Raw genomic sequence first — 16,305 nt, 5'->3', positions numbered from 1 at the left:
GCACAGGAGGGGACGCCGCGCCGATGCCGACCGTCCGGAGCACCGGCGGTCGGTACTGATCAGCGCGGCCCGCTAAGCAGAAGGCGTACGGCACGCATGGGGTCAGGGTACCGCAGCCGCCGAGCGGGCCGCGACGGGGTTCCGGCGCCTGAACCGCAGTCAAGGTTTACTTCGCGTAACAGCCACTAAGGGGCATCACAACGACCGCATAGTCATTTGATAACAGCGCAATAACTCAAACCTCGTACCCACGGGTATGGCGCCACCTAGAGTGCGGCACCGGGACCGCTTCCCCGAACCGCTCGGAGTGCCCCCATGAACCCATCCCTCGCCGCCACGGCGGACGACTCGTTCGCGGAGTTCCTCGATTTCGGCGCCGGCGTCCTGGCGCTGGTCTGCCTCAGCTGCTCGGTGATCTGGGGACTGGTCGCCCAGGACCGGATCCTGCTCGTGGCCCGCCAGCGCCTCCTCGCCCAGGCGGTGCACCGCACCACCGCCGCCGCCTCGATCGTCTTCCTGCTCGTGCACGTCGGGGTCAAGCTGGCGCTGGCGCACACCACCTGGGTCGCCGCGGTGATCCCCTTCGGCCTGCTGCTCACGGACGACGAGCAGTTCGGCGGCCGGGCCTTCCTCATCGGCCTCGGCACCCTGGCCGGTCTGCTCATGGTCTTCGTGGGCGTCACCGGCGCCCTGCGCAACCGCTTCGCCTCCCCCGCCCCCGTCGCGGCCCGCTGGCGGGCCATGCACATGCTGGCCTACCCGGCCTGGTGCGCGGCCCTGCTGCACGGGCTGTACGCGGGCCGCGCGGCCAAGCCGGTCTTCCTGGTCCTGTACGGCCTGTCGGTGGCCGGCGTGATGGCGGCCCTGGCGCTGCGCGCGGCGCCGGGGCCGGTCAAGCGCCGGATCGCCGACCGCGTGGCCGCCCTCCTGGACCAGGAGGGCCGGCCGGACCGCGAGGATCCGGTCCGGGACGGCGCCCTCGCGGCGTCCGGCGCCACCCCGCGGGGCTCCGCGCTGCCGGGCTACGAGAACGCGGGGGTCCCCCGGCAGCGCACCGCCGCCGCCCCGCCGCCGTACGAGCCCGCTGCCGCCGCGCCCCGGGAGCCCGCGAACGGGTTCGCCGCCGCCTACCGCGCCGTCTCCGCCCCGCAGCGCCCCTGGCAGCAGCCCGCCACCCCCGGCCGGACCTCCCCCATGGACCTGCCGCCGGACATCCGCCCCGCCACGGCACCCGGCGCGGCACCCACCACCGCACCCGGCGCGGCGATGCCCCCCGGCGGCTGGCCGGTCCCGTCCCCGCCACCGGTCGGCGAGGCCCCGCCGTCGGCGTACGACCCCCTGACCGACACCGGACACACCATCCCGGCCTACAGCGATCCGGACGGCTACGGCTACCGGCCGAGTGACGTGTACGACACCGGTGAGCAGAACACCGTCCCCGGCGCGTACTACCCGGACGACACCTACACGAGCGGTCCCGCCCCCGAACCGGCCCCCGGCGCGTCCTACGACTTCGACGCACCGGGGTCGGGTGAACCCTGGAACACGCCTTCCGGAGGCATGAAGTGAACGAGGCCCTGCCCGACGTCCCCGAGGTCCGCGTCGTCGGCCTTCCCCAGCTCACGTCGGGCTTCGACCTTGTCGAGCGGCTGGATCTCCCGATGCACCTCAAGGTGCACGGCCCGCTCGAACCCCTTGGCGGCGAACAGCTCGCCAAACTCGCCGAGGCGATCAATCTCAGGGGCCGCGGCGGCGCGGGCTTCCCCTTCCACAAGAAGCTGCGCTCGGTCGCCGAAGCGGCGATCAAGCGCGGCGTCCGCCCGGTCGTCGTCGTCAACGGCAGCGAGGACGAACCGGCCTGCCGCAAGGACACCGTCCTCATCAACCGCGCACCGCACCTGATCCTGGACGGCGCGCTGCTGTGCGCCGAGGCGATGGGCGCGCGCACCCTCGTCGTCGGGGTCACCCGGGAGTCCACCCAGCGCTCCATGGAGGCCGCGCTCGCCGAACGCGGCCTGGGCAACGGCCGCCGTTCGGCGCTCCGCGCGCGCGTGCAGCGCAATCCCGTACGGATGGTCACCGGCGCGGCGGCTTCCCTGATCCGCTCCATCGACGGCGGCCCGGCGATCCCGCCCGGCCGCAAGGTCAGCGCCTCCAGGAGCGGCGTGGGCGGCGCGCCGACACTGCTGTCGAACGCCGAGACCTTCGCCCAGCTCGCCATCGCCGCCCGCATCGGCCCCGAGCGCTACGGCAACACCGGCCTCTACGACGAGCCGGGCACCGTCATGCTCACCGTCTCCGGCGCGGTCGCCCGCCCCATGGTCATCGAGGTCCCCACGGGCGTACCGCTGCGCTACGTCCTCCAGCTGGCCGGTGCCCCGCCGGTGCCCCAGGGGGTGCTGACCGGCGGCTACCACGGCAAGTGGATCGACTCGGCCACCGTCGACGAGGCGATCGTCTCCCGCGACTCGCTGGACGCGGTGGGCGGTTCGCTGGGCGCGGGCGCCATTCTGCCGATCGGTCAGGAGACGTGCCCGCTGGGCGAGTCGCTGAGGGTGGCGCAGTGGCTGGCGGAGGAGAGCGCGGGCCAGTGCGGCCCCTGTTACCTCGGTCTGCCGGCCGCCGCGCGCGGCCTTCAGGACGTCCTGGACGGCGGCGGTCCGGCCGCCCTGGAGGCACTCAAGCAGGTCGCGAAGAACGTCAAGCGGCGCGGCGCGTGTTCGCACCCGGACGGCTCGGCGATGTTCCTGGAATCGACCGTCAAGGCGTTCACGGACGACCTGGCCGCCCATGTCCTCGGCAACGGCTGCGGACGGCCCGTGCAGGGTGTGCTGCCGCTCTTCGAGGGGGGCAGGGCCCCGACCGGCGTCCCGGGCGGCGGCGCGGAGAACGGCCCCAGCCGCCAGAAGATCTACGTCGACTGGACGCTCTGCCGCGGCCACGGGCTCTGCGCGGACATCCTCCCGGAGGTCTTCCAGCTCGGCGCCGACGGTTTCCCCACCGTGGCGCAGGCGCAGGTGCCGCGCTACGCGGAGGCCAAGGCGCTGCGCGCGGTGCGCCGCTGCCCGGCGCTCGCCCTGCGCATCGAGGAGGACACCCGCGCCCAGGCGCCGGCCCGGGCCAATCTGCCGGTGCTGGCCCCGGGACGCGGCCGGCGCGCGCTCGGCCGCTGAGCGGAACGAGCCGCACACGACAAACCCCCCGGATCAATGATCCGGGGGGTTTCCCTGTGGAGCTAAGGAGAATTGAACTCCTGACCTCCTGCATGCCATGCAGGCGCTCTACCAACTGAGCTATAGCCCCGCGTTTTACCGCTTCGCTCCGCCCGGTTTCCCCGGCGGCGAAGCCAACATTACACGGTCGACCGGGTCCAACACCAAATCGTTTCCGGTCTGCCCGATTTGACCACTTTGCCCACCAGGCAATCAGCCGTCAGGCGGCCACGAAGGAGTAGAACCGCTTGAGCGTGCAGTGCTCCTCCAGCAGGCGGCCGTAGATCGGCTCGCCCTCGAGTTCCCGGTACGTCTCGATGGGGTCGCCTTTTATGATCAGCGCCCGCGCGCACTCCTCGCACCAGTACTGGTACTCGGGATTGACCGGTTCCATGTCGCGGACGATCGGAGTGCCGCTGCCGCACCAGTCGCACTTCCGCCTGTGTGCCCCCATCGATCAGCTCCAGCTGTCGCCGCAGGCCGTGCGCACGTACGGGACGCCGCCGCTGTCCCCGAGGATGCTCGCAGGCATCGGTACTCCCTCCCGTCGGGCCGCGCCCCCTTCGGCTGTTTGATTCTGCCACGCCTGGACCGACACGGTCAGCGACGCCTCAGTACCAGTACGGACACGGTGACCGGCGCGGATCTCCATGGAGCCATACGTCCGGCGGGTCCCTGGTGCTCAAGTGAGGCAACGAAAAATCCCGCCCCTCAAGGGGACGGGATTCACCGTGATGCTTCTGAACCTTCTGGTCCTTCTGTGGAGCTAAGGAGAATTGAACTCCTGACCTCCTGCATGCCATGCAGGCGCTCTACCAACTGAGCTATAGCCCCGGGCTGGTGTTCTTCCCGCTCGGCGGGGCGAACAAGAAGAACTTTAGCCTGCGACCTGCCGGAAAGTGAAATCCGGGTCCGCACACGGCTCAGTCGTCGTCGCCGAGCACCGGCTCCGGCAGACTGCCGGCGTTGTGCTCGAGCAGCCGCCAGCCGCGCACGCCCTCGCCGAGGACGGACCAGCAGCAGTTGGTCAGGCCGCCCAGGGCCTCCCAGCTGTGCGCGTCCAGGCCGAGGAGACGGCCGATGGTGGTGCGGATCGTGCCGCCGTGGCTGACCACGACGAGGGTGCCGTCCTGCGGCAGCTTGTCCACGTACCGCAGCACCACGGGGGCGGCGCGGTCGGCGACCTCGGTCTCCAGTTCGCCACCGCCGCGGCGGACCGGCTCGCCGCGCTTCCACGCCGCGTACTCCTCGCCGTACCGGGCGATGATCTCGTCGTGCGTCAGCCCCTGCCAGACGCCCGCGTAGGTCTCCCGCAGGCCCTCGTCGTGGGCGACCTCCAGGCCGGTCAGCGCGGCCAGCTCGGCGGCCGTGTCGGCGGCCCGCCTCAGGTCGGAGGCCACGATCGCGTCGGGCCGCAGACCGGCCAGCAGCCGCGCGGCCCGGCGGGCCTGGGCGACGCCGGTCCCGGTCAGCTCGACGTCGGTGGTCCCCTGGAAGCGGCGCTCCACGTTCCACGAGGTCTGGCCGTGCCGCCACAGGATGACGCGGCGGCCCCGGCCGGCCCCCCGGTCCGTCACCTCACCGGTGGCGCTCACCACCCGTCCCCGTCCGGAGCCGGGGACTCGGCGGCCTGCGTCCGGGCGTGCTCCTCGCCCTTGCCGCGGGTCGCCGTGGCGTCGGCGGGCAGCTCCAGCTCGGGGCAGTCCTTCCAGAGCCGCTCCAGGGCGTAGAAGACGCGCTCCTCGCTGTGCTGGACGTGGACGACGATGTCGACGTAGTCGAGCAGGACCCAGCGGGCCTCGCGGTCGCCCTCGCGGCGTACCGGCTTGGCGCCGAGCTGCTTGCTGAGCCGTTCCTCGATCTCGTCGACGATCGACTTGACCTGTCGGTCGTTGGGTGCGGAGGCCAGCAGGAAGGCGTCCGTGATCGACAGCACGTCGCTGACGTCGTAGGCGATGACGTCGTGGGCGAGCTTGTCGGCGGCCGCCTGAGCGGCGGTGTTGATGAGCTCCAGGGAGCGGTCGGTCGCGGTCACTACCAGGCTTTCGGTCGACGGTCGTTTGACTCCAAGGGTCTCACGACCGCCGACCTCCGCCCATGCGGTTACCGTCCGGTCACGACGCGGGCTCGTAGTCCTGCCCGAGGACCACCGACACGCGCGCGTTGGCGGAGACGTCGCCCTTGGCGACCGCGCTGGTCGGCAGGCCGAGCGTCTTGGCGACCTCGGTGGCGTTCTCCTTGTCGGCGGCGTCCGCGTAGAGCACCTCGGAGGTGGCCCGCGCGGTGGAGGCGGTGCCGCCCTCCACGAAGGTGAAGCCGCCGTTGACCAGGGTGATCCGGACCTTGGCGGTGTTGTTCTTGTCACCGCTGGCGTTCTGCACGGAGACGCTGACCGCGGCGTCCTCGCCGGGGCTCTTGGCGGTGCCGCCGAGAACGTCCTTGACGACGCCGGAGCTGTCCTCGGCACTGACCGTGCCGTCGTCCTGGACGGGCAGCAGGGCCGTCCTGTGGTCGCCGCCCTTGGCGAGGTCGGCGAGGGCGGCCAGGAAGGAGCCGAGGTCCTTGTCGGTCAGCGGCGGGTCGAGGATCATGCCCAGCGTCTGGACGGTGGTCGTCGCCGCCTGCGGGTCGGAGGACAGCTTGCGCAGCACCCCCTGCATGACCTGCCCGAACCGCTCCAGCTGGGCGTCCTGCGCCTCCCCCGATGCCTGGTAGGTGGCGTACGCCACGGCCATCTTGCCGCTGAGGGTCTGCTGTGCGCCCTTGTGGACGAGGACGGCGGCGTCCTTGCCGTCCTCGGCGTCCGGGTCGGGCACGTCCGCGTCCGTGTCCACCTCGATGTTGCCGACCAGGTCGACGAGGTTCTGCAGGTAGGGCGTGTCCAGGCGCCAGGTGCCCTCGATGGCGGTGCCGAGCACGGAGTCGAGCGCGTCCTGGGTGACGTCGGGTCCCTCGTCGTCGACCGACCTGGCCAGCGTGGTGACGCTGCCGTCGTCGCCGGTCAGCGCCAGCGAGTTGGGCAGCAGCACGGTGGTGGCCTGCTGGGTGGTGGTGTTGTTCACCAGCAGCGCCGTGGAGGTGGAGCCGCCGTCGGTGTCGTGCAGGTGGAGGGCGATCACGTCGCGTTTCTGGGCGCCCGCCGCCGCCGTGCCGCCGGTCGTGGAGTCCGACGAGGACATGCCGGGGAGCTTTCCGGCGTACCAGAGGTAGCCGATGCCGCCGACGGCGACGAGGGCGAGGACGACCACCAGGGCGATGGCACGCGCGCGTGCCCGGCGCCGGGCCTCCTCGCGGCGCTCGGTGCGGTTCTCCGTGAACTTCATCCAGTCGATGACGTCCTCGGAGTCGCCGTCCGGCTCCTCGACGAAGGCGAACTGCTCGGTGTGGTACTCCGGCCCCGCGGCACCGGGTTCTTCCCCGGGTTCCGCCGGGCCCGCCGCCCCGGTCCCCTCCGGCTCCTCGCGCGGGCCCGCCTGCTGCGGGATGCGGGCCGGCTGCTCGGCGACCCGGGACCGCGGCTGCCCGCCGCCGGCGGCGGCGGCGTAGGAATCGTAGGGACTCTGCGGGCTCTGCGGGGGGACGGGCTCCTGCTGAGCGGTGTCGTAGGCGCCCTGCGGGGGCACGGGCGCCTGCCGGCCGGTGCCGTAGTTCGCGTAGGGGTCGTACGGGGCGGAGGGCTGCTGTCCGCCGGTGCCGTACGGGTCGTAGCCGTACTCCTGCTGTGCGTACTGCGTCTGCTGCCCGGCCTGCGCGTACGGGTCGTACGTCTGCTGCTGTGCCGGGGCCTGGCGGTAGACCGGCCGGCCGTACTCGTCGTAGCCGACGATCTCGTACGGGCCCTCCTGGCCGCCGCCGTGTCCCGCGTCGTATCGGTCGTTCACCGGTGCCCCTCTCGGCTCACTCGCCGCGGTACAGCTGACGCTTGTCGATGTAGCGCACGACGCCGTCGGGCACCAGATACCAGACGGGGTCGCCCTTGGCGACTCTCGCCCGGCAGTCCGTGGAGGAGATGGCGAGGGCGGGGACCTCGATGAGGGAGACGCCCCCCTCGGGCAGTCCCGCGTCCGTCAGGTGGTGGCCGGGGCGGGTGACGCCGATGAAGTGTGCCAGGGAGAAGAGTTCCTCGCTGTCGCGCCAGGTGAGGATCTGGGCGAGGGCGTCGGCGCCGGTGATGAAGAAGAGGTCCGTGTCCGGGTTGAGCGAGCGCAGGTCGCGCAGGGTGTCCACGGTGTAGGTGGGGCCGCCGCGGTCGATGTCGATGCGGCTCACCGAGAACTGCGGGTTCTCGACGGTGGCGATGACCGTCATCAGATACCGGTCCTCGGCCGCGGAGACCGCGCGGTGGCTCTTCTGCCAGGGCTGCCCGGTGGGCACGAACACCACTTCGTCGAGGTGGAACTGTGTGGCGACCTCACTGGCCGCGACGAGGTGCCCGTGGTGGATCGGGTCGAAGGTGCCGCCCATGACGCCGAGCCGGCGCTTGCCCGGTCGTGACGGGGCGGTGCCGGGACCGGGGCGGTGCCGTGTGCCACTGGCCGGGCCGTTCACCGGGCCGGTAGGCATGTCCTGCTCTCCCATGCGTGCAGACCCTACCGGCCCCGGCTGAACGTCTCGGCCGCCTGTTCACCCGAGGGGCGCTCAGCGGTCCCGGTTGAAGCGGGTGGTGATCCACAGCAGCAGCATCAGGATGACGAACGCGCCGATGCCGGTGACGTAGGGGCTGAGGCTCTCGTGGTTGCCGCCGTGCTCCTCGCCCTCGGCGGCAAGGGTGACCAACTGGGCAGCGGTGCTGTGGAAGCTCATCTTCGGCAGGACCTATCGCGTGTGGGCGGGATAAAGACGTGGGCTCATCGTATGCGGGCCCCCCTCACGCGATCACGCCGACTCCGCCGTTGGGAAGCCCTCGGGAGCCGCCGGGACCCGCCGGGAGGCCGGCGGGGACGGGTCCGGACCGCCCGGGGAACCTTACGGCCGCCTCAGTCGTCCTTCGACTTGTAGCCCCGCAGCAGGAACCACGCGGTGAGCACACAGCCCAGCACCATCACGATCAGCACGATCTGGAGCAGATGGCCCGACCCGGGCTGCTCGGCGGCGTTCGCGGCCCCGGCGAGCCAGGCGGGGTGGGGGACAAGCTCCATGACACGGACTCCTTAGCTGTACTGCCCGTCCACCGTAACTCCGCCTAGGCTGGGCTCTGCTTCGGGGGCACAAAGGACCGCACAAGGGTTCGCAAAGGGCCACTAGGACGCACCTGGGGGAAGACATGGCCGACGGCCGTCAGAGCAACGGGCACGAGCAGGTGCCCGGCAGGTCACGCAGGCGCTTCCCGGGGATCTCCTCGCGCGCGTACGAGCATCCGGCCGACCGCAGCGCGCTGGTGGCGCTGCGCAAGCTGAGCGGCTTCGACACGGTGTTCAAGGCGCTCAGCGGGCTGCTGCCGGAGCGGAGCCTGAGGCTGCTGTTCCTGTCCGACTCGGTGCGCGTCTCGGACCGGCAGTTCGCCCACCTCAACGACATGCTGCGGGACGCCTGCTACATCCTGGACCTGGAGAAGGTCCCCCCGATGTACGTCAACCAGGACCCGAACCCGAACGCGATGTGCATCGGCCTGGACGAGCCGATCATCGTGGTGACCACGGGGCTGGTCGAGCTGCTCGACGAGGAGGAGATGCGGGCGGTCGTCGGGCACGAGGTCGGGCACGCGCTGTCCGGGCACTCGGTCTACCGGACCATCCTGCTCTTCCTGACCTCGCTGGCCGTCCGGGTCGCCTGGATCCCGCTGGGCAACCTGGCGATCATGGCGATCGTGACCGCGCTGCGCGAGTGGTTCCGCAAGTCGGAGCTGTCCGCCGACCGCGCGGGGCTGCTGGTCGGCCAGGACCTGACGGCGTCCATGCGCGGCCTGATGAAGATCGCGGGCGGCAACCACCTGCACGAGATGAACGTGGACGCGTTCCTGGAGCAGGCCGACGAGTACGAGGCCGGCGGCGACCTGCGCGACTCCGTACTGAAGATCATGAACGTGCTGCCGCGGTCCCACCCCTTCACCACCGTGCGGGCCGCCGAGCTGAAGAAGTGGGCGGCCTCCCGCGACTACCAGCGGATCATGGACGGCCACTACCCGCGGCGCGACGAGGACAAGGACACCTCGGTACGCGACTCCTGGCGGGAGTCGGCGTCCAGCTACGCCACGCATGTGCGCACCTCCAAGGACCCGCTGATGAAGCTGGTCAACGACATCGCCGGCGGGGCCGGGGACCTCGGCGGGCGGGTGCGGCGGGGCTTCGGCGGGTTCGGCTCCCCGCAGCCGGGGCCGAAGGGCGCGCGGGACGGCTCTCAGAGCCCCGGAGGCCCTGAGAGCCCTGGAGGCCCTGAGAGCCCTGGAGGCCCTGAGGGCCCTGAGGACGGCTCGGCCGGCGGGCCGGACGGTCCCCGGACCGGCGACTGACCGGGGCCCGGTCACCCCTTCGGTTGCGCGCTCTCGGCCAGGGTGCCGCACAGGGCCGTGGCCTCGCCCGTGGCGTACGGGTCGGTGCCGGCCGGGCCGCCCTTCTTGGCGCTCTGCCCGGCGAGCAGCGGGCGCAGGTATCCGGCCGCGTCCTCGGCGCAGGACAGCGGGCCCGCCTGGATCGAGGTGAGGGTGAGCCGGGTCTGGTGCAGCCGCAGGTCGTCCCGGTCGAAGCGGAAGTGCAGCTCGCGGCGGACGGTGAACAGCGACACCTCGGCGCGGGTGTCACCGGTGGGCCGCAGCGGATAGACGACGGTGTGGGCGGCGACGACCTCCAGGGTGGAGGAGTCGCTCTCCAGGGCCCGCAGGGAGCCCCGGACGCGGATCTCGGCGACCAGTTCGACGCGGGCCGGGTCGAAGCGCACCAGCCATCCGGTGGCCGCGTGCCGGCCGTCGGCGGCGGGGTCGCTGAAGCTCTCGTCGAACTGGCCGGTCTGGTCGGGGGCGAGCAGCACCCGCACCGAGCGGGTCTCCCCGCCGACCAGCACCTCCCGGTCGAGCGACGAGCGCACCACGTACTCCTTGGCGGTGAGCAGGGCGTTTCTGACCTGCTCGTCCGCGAAGTGGGCGGTGCTGCGGTAGGGCGGCAGCGTGACGCCCGCGGCACCGGCCCGGAACTGCGCGGCGGGGCTGCGCGCGTACAGCCGCTCGGCGTCGGCGGCGCCGGGCACCTCGCCGCGCGGGACGAGCGGGACGACCGTCATCCGCACCTGCTCGGCGGCCTGGCGTGCGGCGGGGCTCTGGTAGGGGTGGCGTACGCCCATGTACACGGCGGTGCCGAAGGCTATGGCGATCAGCACGACCAGGATCAGGGCCTGCCGGGACAGTCCGCCGCGGCGCAGCGGCGGGCGGCGGCGCACGGCGGGCGCGTGCTCGGCGATGCGCTCCTGGGCGGAGAACTCCTGGAGGTGGGCAGCGCGGACGAACGATTCGTCGAAGACGACGGACCGGTACTCGTCGTCGCCGCCTCCGGGGGCGCCCTCGGGGGTCCCCTCAGGCGGGTCTGAAGGCCCTCCCATATCTTCAGAGTGGGTCGCCGGGCCGTCGGGTAAACGCCCAGGTACACGACAAGTTCGGACAGCTTCGCACCGGGGACGCGGGCGTCGCTCAGGGGCTGCGCGGGATCACCGGGACGGCCGGCTGGGAGTAGTCGGCGGAGGCCGAGGGGGTGGCGGCGCCGCCCTGCTCGGGGCCGGTGGAGGCGGGCGGCGGCACCTGGTCCCGGTCGCGGTCCGAGGACGCCCCCCGGTAGACGGCGCTGAAGGCCAGCGCGACCATGCCGATGCCCATCACGAGGGCGAGCATCCAGGCGACGGGACGGTGCCAGCGGACCTGCTTGCCGTAGCTCGCGGGGGCGCCGTAGGGGCGGTCCAGGGGGTCGGCGTCGTCGTCCGGGTCGTCGTCGTAGTCGGGGTCGGCCGGGTCGGGGCCCAGGTCGCCGTATCCGTCGTCGTAGCGCTCGCCCCTGGTGCGGGCGCGGCGGGCGGCCTCGGCCTCGGACGCCTCCGCTCTGGCCTCGGCGGCGGCCAGCAGACGTTCGACGGCGGTCGGCTCGTGGACCGTGGCCGCACGCACGAAGTCCTCGTCGAAGACCACGGAGGCGAACTCTTCGTCCGACACCCCGCGGTCGTGGTCGTCGTCGGGCTCCCAGCCGTCAGGGAACGGCGTGCCCCCCACGTCCTCCGGCACGCATCCAGAGTAGACCTGGGGGGTCATTTTGGGCAGACGGTATGGAAATTCATCCGGTTTCATCCGGCCGGCGGGATCCGTACCGGGGGCCGGTTCAGCGCCGTACGTGTCCGTCGCCGGTGACGATGTACTTGGTGCTGGTCAGCTCCGGCAGGCCCATCGGGCCGCGGGCGTGCAGCTTCTGGGTGGAGATGCCGATCTCGGCGCCGAAGCCGAACTGGCCGCCGTCGGTGAAGCGGGTGGAGGCGTTCACGGCGACCGTCGTGGAGTCGACCAGCTGGGTGAAGCGGCGGGCCGCCTGCTGCGAGGTGGTGACGATCGCCTCGGTGTGGCCGGAGGTCCACAGCCGGATGTGTTCGACGGCCCGGTCGAGGGAGTCGACGACGGCGGCGGCGATGTCGTAGGAGAGGTACTCGGTCTCCCAGTCCTCCGGGGTGGCCTCGACGACGGTGGCGCGGGAGTCCTTGGCGTACGCCATCACCCGCTCGTCGGCGTGCACGGTGACGCCGGCGTCGGCGAGGGCGTCGAGGGCGCGGGGCAGGAAGTCGGCGGCGATGTCCTGGTGGACCAGGAGGGTCTCGGCGGCGTTGCAGACGCCGACCCGCTGGGCCTTGCTGTTGACCAGGATGTCGACGGCCATGTCGAGGTCGGCGGCGGTGTCGACGTAGACGTGGCAGTTGCCGGTGCCGGTCTCGATGACGGGGACGGTGGACTCCTGGACGACCGTGCTGATCAGGGAGGCGCCGCCGCGCGGGATGAGGACGTCGACCAGGCCGCGGGCGCGCATCAGCTCGCGCACGCTGTCGCGGTTCTCGCCGGGGACCAGCTGGACGGCGTCGGCGGGCAGCCCGGCGCCGCCGACCGCGTCGCGGATCACCCGGACCAGGGCGGTGTTCGACCGGTACGCGGACGACGAGCCGCGCAGCAGGACCGCGTTGCCGGACTTCAGGCAGAGGGCGGCGGCGTCGACGGTGACATTGGGCCGGCCCTCGTAGATGATGCCGACCACGCCGAGCGGGACGCGGACCTGGCGCAGGTCGATGCCGTTGGGGAGGGTGTTGCCGCGGACCACCTCACCGACCGGGTCGGGCAGCGCGGCGACGTCCCGTACGTCGGAGGCGATGGCCCGCACCCGCTCCGGGGTGAGGGTCAGCCGGTCGACGATGGCCTCGGCGGTCCCGGCCTCGCGGGCCTTGGCCACGTCCTGGGCGTTGGCCTCGACGATCTCGCTCGTACGGACCTCCAGCGCGTCGGCGACGGCGAGCAGGGCGTCGTCCTTGACGGCCCGCGGCAGCGGCGCGAGGTCGGCGGCGGCGGCCTTGGCCCGGTAGGCGGCCTGGGTGACCGGGGACATCGAGTCGTACGGCGAGAGCGTGGTCATGGGGGAAGGGTAGTGCGCCCGGCGGCGTCACCCGGCGTATGTCCCACACCCCGAGACGTGCCGTCTGCGACCCGGGATGTGCCCCTTGGAACGACCCGGAATGTGCCCCCTCAGAAGGGGTGGACGCCCACCGGCGTCGCCGGGGCGGGGCCGTAGCCCGCGGCGATGCGCTGGTGGTAGGTGACGCGGTCGATGACCTCCAGGCCGACGATCTCCCAGGGCGGCAGGCCCGCGGTCTGCCGGTGCTCGCCCCACAGGCGCAGGGCGACGGCGGCGGCGTCGTGCAGGTCGCGGGCCTCCTCCCAGTACCGGATCTCGGCATGGTCGCCGGCGTAGCGGCTGGTCAGCAGGAAGGGGTGGTCGTGGGCGAGCTGTTCGAGGGCGCGGCGGACCTCGGCGACGGGGGTGCGCTCACCGGAGACGCTGAGGGTGACGTGCCACAGGCGCGGGACCTCCTCGGGCCCCTGGTCGGGGAAGCGGTCCCCGGCCGCGACGCTGGTCAGGGCGCGTTCCTCGCCGGCCGCGCGGGCGCCGGCACCGCCGCGGGGCGCGGCCGCCCCCGGGCGCACTCGTCTCACGACGGCCTCCTTCGCGCTCGCGCGTCGTCCCGGCGCGGTCGGCCCGGACGGTTGTCCCTGCGACAAAGTGGAGCAGGCCCCGCGCGCTCGCGGAGGCGGTTTCGCGGAACGTCCACCACCGGTGCGGGGACGTTTCGACCCATTACGGGTGCAGGATCACCAGATCGTCCCTGTGTACGACCTCACGTTCGTACGCGGGTCCGAGGTCGCGGGCCAGCTCCCGGGTGGAGCGGCCGATCAGCCGGGGGATCTCCTTGGCGTCGAAGGAGACCAGGCCACGGGCGACCGCGCGCCCCGCGCCGTCCCGCAGCTCGACGGGGTCGCCCGCGCCGAACTCGCCCTCGACGGCGGCGATCCCGGCGGGCAGCAGTGACTTGCGGCCCTCGACGACGGCGCGCACCGCCCCGTCGTCGAGGGTGAGCGCGCCCTGCGGGGCGGAGGCGTGCTGGAGCCAGAGCAGGCGGTTGGTGGAGCGCTTGCCGGTGGGACGGAAGTAGGTCCCGGTGTCCTGGCCGGTGAGGGCGTCGGCGGCGTGGACCGCGCTGGTGAGGACCACGGGGATGCCGGCGGCGGCCGCGATCCGGGCCGCCTCGACCTTGGTGACCATGCCGCCGGTGCCGACCCCGGCCTTGCCGGCGCTGCCGATTTCGACGCCGGCGAGGTCGGCGGGGCCGTGGACCTCGGCGATGCGGGAGGTGCCGGGGCGGCTCGGGTCGCCGTCGTAGACACCGTCGACGTCGGAGAGGAGGACGAGCAGGTCGGCGCGGACCAGGTGGGCGACGAGGGCGGCGAGCCGGTCGTTGTCGCCGAAGCGGATCTCGTCGGTGGCGACGGTGTCGTTCTCGTTGACGACCGGGAAGGCGCCCATCGCGAGGAGCTCGTCCAGGGTGCGCGAGGCGTTGCGGTGGTGGGAGCGGCGGCTCATGTCGTAGGAGGTGAGCAGGACCTGGCCGACGCGGACGCCGTAGCGGGCGAAGGAGGCGGTGTAGCGGGCGACGAGCAGGCCCTGGCCGACGCTGGCGGCGGCCTGCTGGCGGGCCAGGTCCTTGGGGCGTCTGCTCAGGCCCAGCGGCGCGAGGCCGGCGGCGATGGCGCCGGAGGAGACCAGTACGATCTCCCGCTCCCCCGCCGCGCCGCGCACCTTGGCGAGTACGTCGACCAGTGCGTCGACCCGGTCGGCGTCCAGTCCGCCGGACGCCGTCGTCAGGGACGAGGAGCCGACCTTGACGACGATCCTGCGGGCCTCACCCACGACCTGCCTTGCCCCTGCCACCTGTACTCTTTCCCCTCGCGTCCGACCTTTCCAGCAATCTACGCGAACCCGGTCCGGCGCCGTGCGGCGGTCCACGCTGCGGACAGACATCCCGTGACCGTTCGCTCACGCAACGCAATCGGCCGGAAAGTTGTGCCGAATGCCAGTAGAAATCAAAAGGCTGACAAACATACTGTGAACACCGTGTCACCATCAGACTCCGCGGCGCCCCGCACGAAACGCATCCTGCTTCGTTCCGGCAAGAGCCCCTTCGACGTCGTCCCCGTCGAGCAAGCCCTGCACCGGGACGTCATCCTCACCAACGCAGGCAACCTGATCTTCAGCGACGCCTCGCACAAGATCCTCCAGGCGCCCGGCGTCGAGGTGGTCTCCAACAAGAACAAGATCGACGTGAACGCGGCGGCCCGGATCAACGAGGAGTACGACGCCTTCGTGGTGCCCCTCGCCAACGCCTTCCGCCCGTCGTTCGAGCCGGTGCTCCAGCGGATGACCCAGTTCATCCGCAAGCTGCGGATCCCCGTGGTGGTGCTGGGCGTCGGCGCCCAGGCCGGCCTCGACAACGATCCGGCCCGGCTGAAGCCCCTGGAGGCGAGCGTCCGCTCGTTCGTCTCGGCGGTGCTCGACCACAGCGCGTCGATCGGCGTGCGAGGCGAGTTCACCGAGCAGTACCTGCGGGACATGGGCTTCCGGGACGTCGAGGTGATCGGCTGTCCCTCGCTGTTCATGCACGGCCGGGAACTGCGCGTGGAGAAGCGGGTGTCCGAGGTGACCACCGCCTCCCGCATCGCCATCAACGGCTCGCACTCCGCGGTCAAGGGCCAGGGCCTGGACCAGATCATCCGGCGCACCCACGCGCGCTACCCGAACCTGACGTTCATCTGCCAGAACCTCAGCGACGCGCGGCAGTTGCACTGGCGGGACATGACCGACCCGAACGCCAAGGTCACCGGGATGCCGTCGCACCCGGACCACCCGATGTACGCCGAGGACAAGGTCCGCGTCTACATCGACCCGGTCACCTGGATCGACGACCTGCGCGGCTACGACTTCTCCTTCGGCTCCCGCATCCACGGCAACATCGCCGCCCTGCTCGCGGGCACGCCCGCGACCGTGCTGACCGCCGACTCGCGGACGCTGGAGCTGTGCCGGTACTTCGAGATACCGCACCAGCGGATAGACCAGCTCCCCGACGACCTCGACCCCGCCCGGCTGTACGAGCAGGCCGACTTCAGCGGCCTGGTCGGCAACCACGCCGAGCGCTTCGACCGGTTCACCGGGTTCCTCGACAAGAACGGCCTGGAGAACACCTTCACGCACGGCGACGGCGGCGCGGCCTTCGAGAAGAAGCTGCGCTCGCTGTCCTTCCCGCCCGGCGTCCGGCCGTGGCTCGGCGACCCCGCCTCCGTCACCGAGCGGGTCGGCTTCCTGTACGGCCGGGTCGCCGCGCTCACCTCCGAGAACAACAAGCTGAAGCGGGAGCTGAGCCAGGCGAAGACCAAGGCCAAGGCCCAGGCGAAGGCCGCGACGGCCGCCGCGGCGAAGAAGCCCGCGCAGTCCGACAGTTCGGTGATCCGCAGGGCCCGCCGCGTGGTGGGCCGCGCCTTCCAGTCGGGCCGTTAGTCCCGTGTGACGCACCCCGCCGGACCGTCGGCGGGGTGCATAGC

16 protein-coding genes and 2 tRNA genes are annotated in these 16,305 nt (G+C 72.1%); 4 read left to right on the top strand and 14 right to left on the bottom strand.

From position 1 onward, the window contains the following. Positions 1-315 precede the first annotated feature (315 nt). Together ACZ3IG_RS02195 and ACZ3IG_RS02190 are read left to right on the top strand one after the other, a co-directional pair. Positions 316-1,569 (top strand): cytochrome b/b6 domain-containing protein, encoded by a 1,254-nt coding sequence (locus tag ACZ3IG_RS02195; RefSeq protein WP_467428142.1) that lies wholly within the window; start codon positions 316-318, stop codon positions 1,567-1,569. Beyond that, positions 1,566-3,173, top strand: a complete 1,608-nt coding sequence (locus tag ACZ3IG_RS02190; protein WP_467428141.1) for an NADH-ubiquinone oxidoreductase-F iron-sulfur binding region domain-containing protein — start codon at positions 1,566-1,568, stop codon at positions 3,171-3,173. The genes ACZ3IG_RS02195 and ACZ3IG_RS02190 overlap by 4 nt, the downstream gene beginning before the upstream one ends. 57 nt (positions 3,174-3,230) lie before the next feature. On the opposite strand, the gene ACZ3IG_RS02185 is transcribed toward ACZ3IG_RS02190, so the two are convergent. The 9 genes from ACZ3IG_RS02185 to ACZ3IG_RS02145 form a co-directional block, all read right to left on the bottom strand. Then, positions 3,231-3,303: transfer RNA gene (locus tag ACZ3IG_RS02185), tRNA-Ala, on the bottom strand. 129 nt (positions 3,304-3,432) lie between these two features. After that, positions 3,433-3,666, bottom strand: coding sequence for a hypothetical protein (locus ACZ3IG_RS02180; protein WP_215169073.1), 234 nt, complete (start codon positions 3,664-3,666; stop codon positions 3,433-3,435). A gap of 307 nt (positions 3,667-3,973) precedes the next feature. Beyond that, positions 3,974-4,046: transfer RNA gene (locus ACZ3IG_RS02175), tRNA-Ala, on the bottom strand. Positions 4,047-4,135: 89 nt separating this feature from the next. Beyond that, the gene (locus tag ACZ3IG_RS02170; protein WP_467428139.1) at positions 4,136-4,807 is read right to left on the bottom strand and encodes a histidine phosphatase family protein; all 672 of its coding nucleotides are present in this window, start codon (positions 4,805-4,807) and stop codon (positions 4,136-4,138) included. Further along, on the bottom strand, positions 4,804-5,247 hold the full coding sequence (gene rsfS / locus ACZ3IG_RS02165; protein ID WP_467428138.1) for a ribosome silencing factor: 444 nt from the start codon (positions 5,245-5,247) through the stop codon (positions 4,804-4,806). Before rsfS ends, ACZ3IG_RS02170 begins: the two co-directional genes overlap by 4 nt. Before the next feature lie 79 nt (positions 5,248-5,326). Then, positions 5,327-7,093: an LCP family protein gene (locus ACZ3IG_RS02160; RefSeq protein ID WP_467428135.1), complete on the bottom strand. Its 1,767-nt coding sequence runs from the start codon at positions 7,091-7,093 to the stop codon at positions 5,327-5,329. Between the two features lie 16 nt (positions 7,094-7,109). Beyond that, entirely contained in the window at positions 7,110-7,790 is a 681-nt protein-coding gene (gene nadD, locus ACZ3IG_RS02155; protein WP_215169064.1) for a nicotinate-nucleotide adenylyltransferase, read from the bottom strand. 60 nt (positions 7,791-7,850) lie between these two features. Beyond that, the gene (locus ACZ3IG_RS02150; protein WP_215169062.1) at positions 7,851-8,015 is read right to left on the bottom strand and encodes a hypothetical protein; all 165 of its coding nucleotides are present in this window, start codon (positions 8,013-8,015) and stop codon (positions 7,851-7,853) included. A gap of 173 nt (positions 8,016-8,188) precedes the next feature. Then, positions 8,189-8,350 (bottom strand): hypothetical protein, encoded by a 162-nt coding sequence (locus ACZ3IG_RS02145; protein WP_467428134.1) that lies wholly within the window; start codon positions 8,348-8,350, stop codon positions 8,189-8,191. Positions 8,351-8,475: 125 nt separating this feature from the next. Here ACZ3IG_RS02145 and ACZ3IG_RS02140 point away from each other — a divergent pair, with 125 nt between their 5' ends. Then, on the top strand, positions 8,476-9,660 hold the full coding sequence (locus tag ACZ3IG_RS02140) for a M48 family metallopeptidase (RefSeq protein ID WP_467428131.1): 1,185 nt from the start codon (positions 8,476-8,478) through the stop codon (positions 9,658-9,660). 11 nt (positions 9,661-9,671) lie between these two features. On the opposite strand, the gene ACZ3IG_RS02135 is transcribed toward ACZ3IG_RS02140, so the two are convergent. The 5 genes from ACZ3IG_RS02135 to proB form a co-directional block, all read right to left on the bottom strand. Beyond that, on the bottom strand, positions 9,672-10,739 hold the full coding sequence (locus tag ACZ3IG_RS02135; protein ID WP_467428130.1) for an SCO2583 family membrane protein: 1,068 nt from the start codon (positions 10,737-10,739) through the stop codon (positions 9,672-9,674). An 88-nt stretch (positions 10,740-10,827) separates the two neighbouring features. Next, positions 10,828-11,409: an SCO2584 family spore wall biosynthesis protein gene (locus tag ACZ3IG_RS02130; RefSeq protein ID WP_467428128.1), complete on the bottom strand. Its 582-nt coding sequence runs from the start codon at positions 11,407-11,409 to the stop codon at positions 10,828-10,830. A 94-nt stretch (positions 11,410-11,503) separates the two neighbouring features. Beyond that, positions 11,504-12,790, bottom strand: a complete 1,287-nt coding sequence (locus tag ACZ3IG_RS02125) for a glutamate-5-semialdehyde dehydrogenase (RefSeq protein ID WP_467428126.1) — start codon at positions 12,788-12,790, stop codon at positions 11,504-11,506. Positions 12,791-12,900: 110 nt separating this feature from the next. After that, positions 12,901-13,368 carry a hypothetical protein gene (locus tag ACZ3IG_RS02120; RefSeq protein WP_467428124.1) on the bottom strand — a complete coding sequence of 156 codons (468 nt, stop codon included), beginning with the start codon at positions 13,366-13,368 and terminating at the stop codon, positions 12,901-12,903. A 142-nt stretch (positions 13,369-13,510) separates the two neighbouring features. After that, a complete protein-coding gene (proB, locus tag ACZ3IG_RS02115) occupies positions 13,511-14,641 on the bottom strand; it encodes a glutamate 5-kinase (protein WP_467428122.1) in 1,131 nt (376 codons plus the stop codon). Positions 14,642-14,824: 183 nt separating this feature from the next. On the opposite strand from proB, the gene ACZ3IG_RS02110 reads away from it, so the two are divergent. Beyond that, the gene (locus ACZ3IG_RS02110; protein WP_467428121.1) at positions 14,825-16,261 is read left to right on the top strand and encodes a polysaccharide pyruvyl transferase family protein; all 1,437 of its coding nucleotides are present in this window, start codon (positions 14,825-14,827) and stop codon (positions 16,259-16,261) included. The last annotated feature ends 44 nt before the right edge of the window (positions 16,262-16,305 follow it).

The sequence above is a fragment of the Streptomyces sp. NPDC016677 genome, assembly GCF_055562815.1.
Note: the sequence above shows the minus strand (reverse complement) of the source record. Positions and strands in the feature narration are given on the sequence as shown.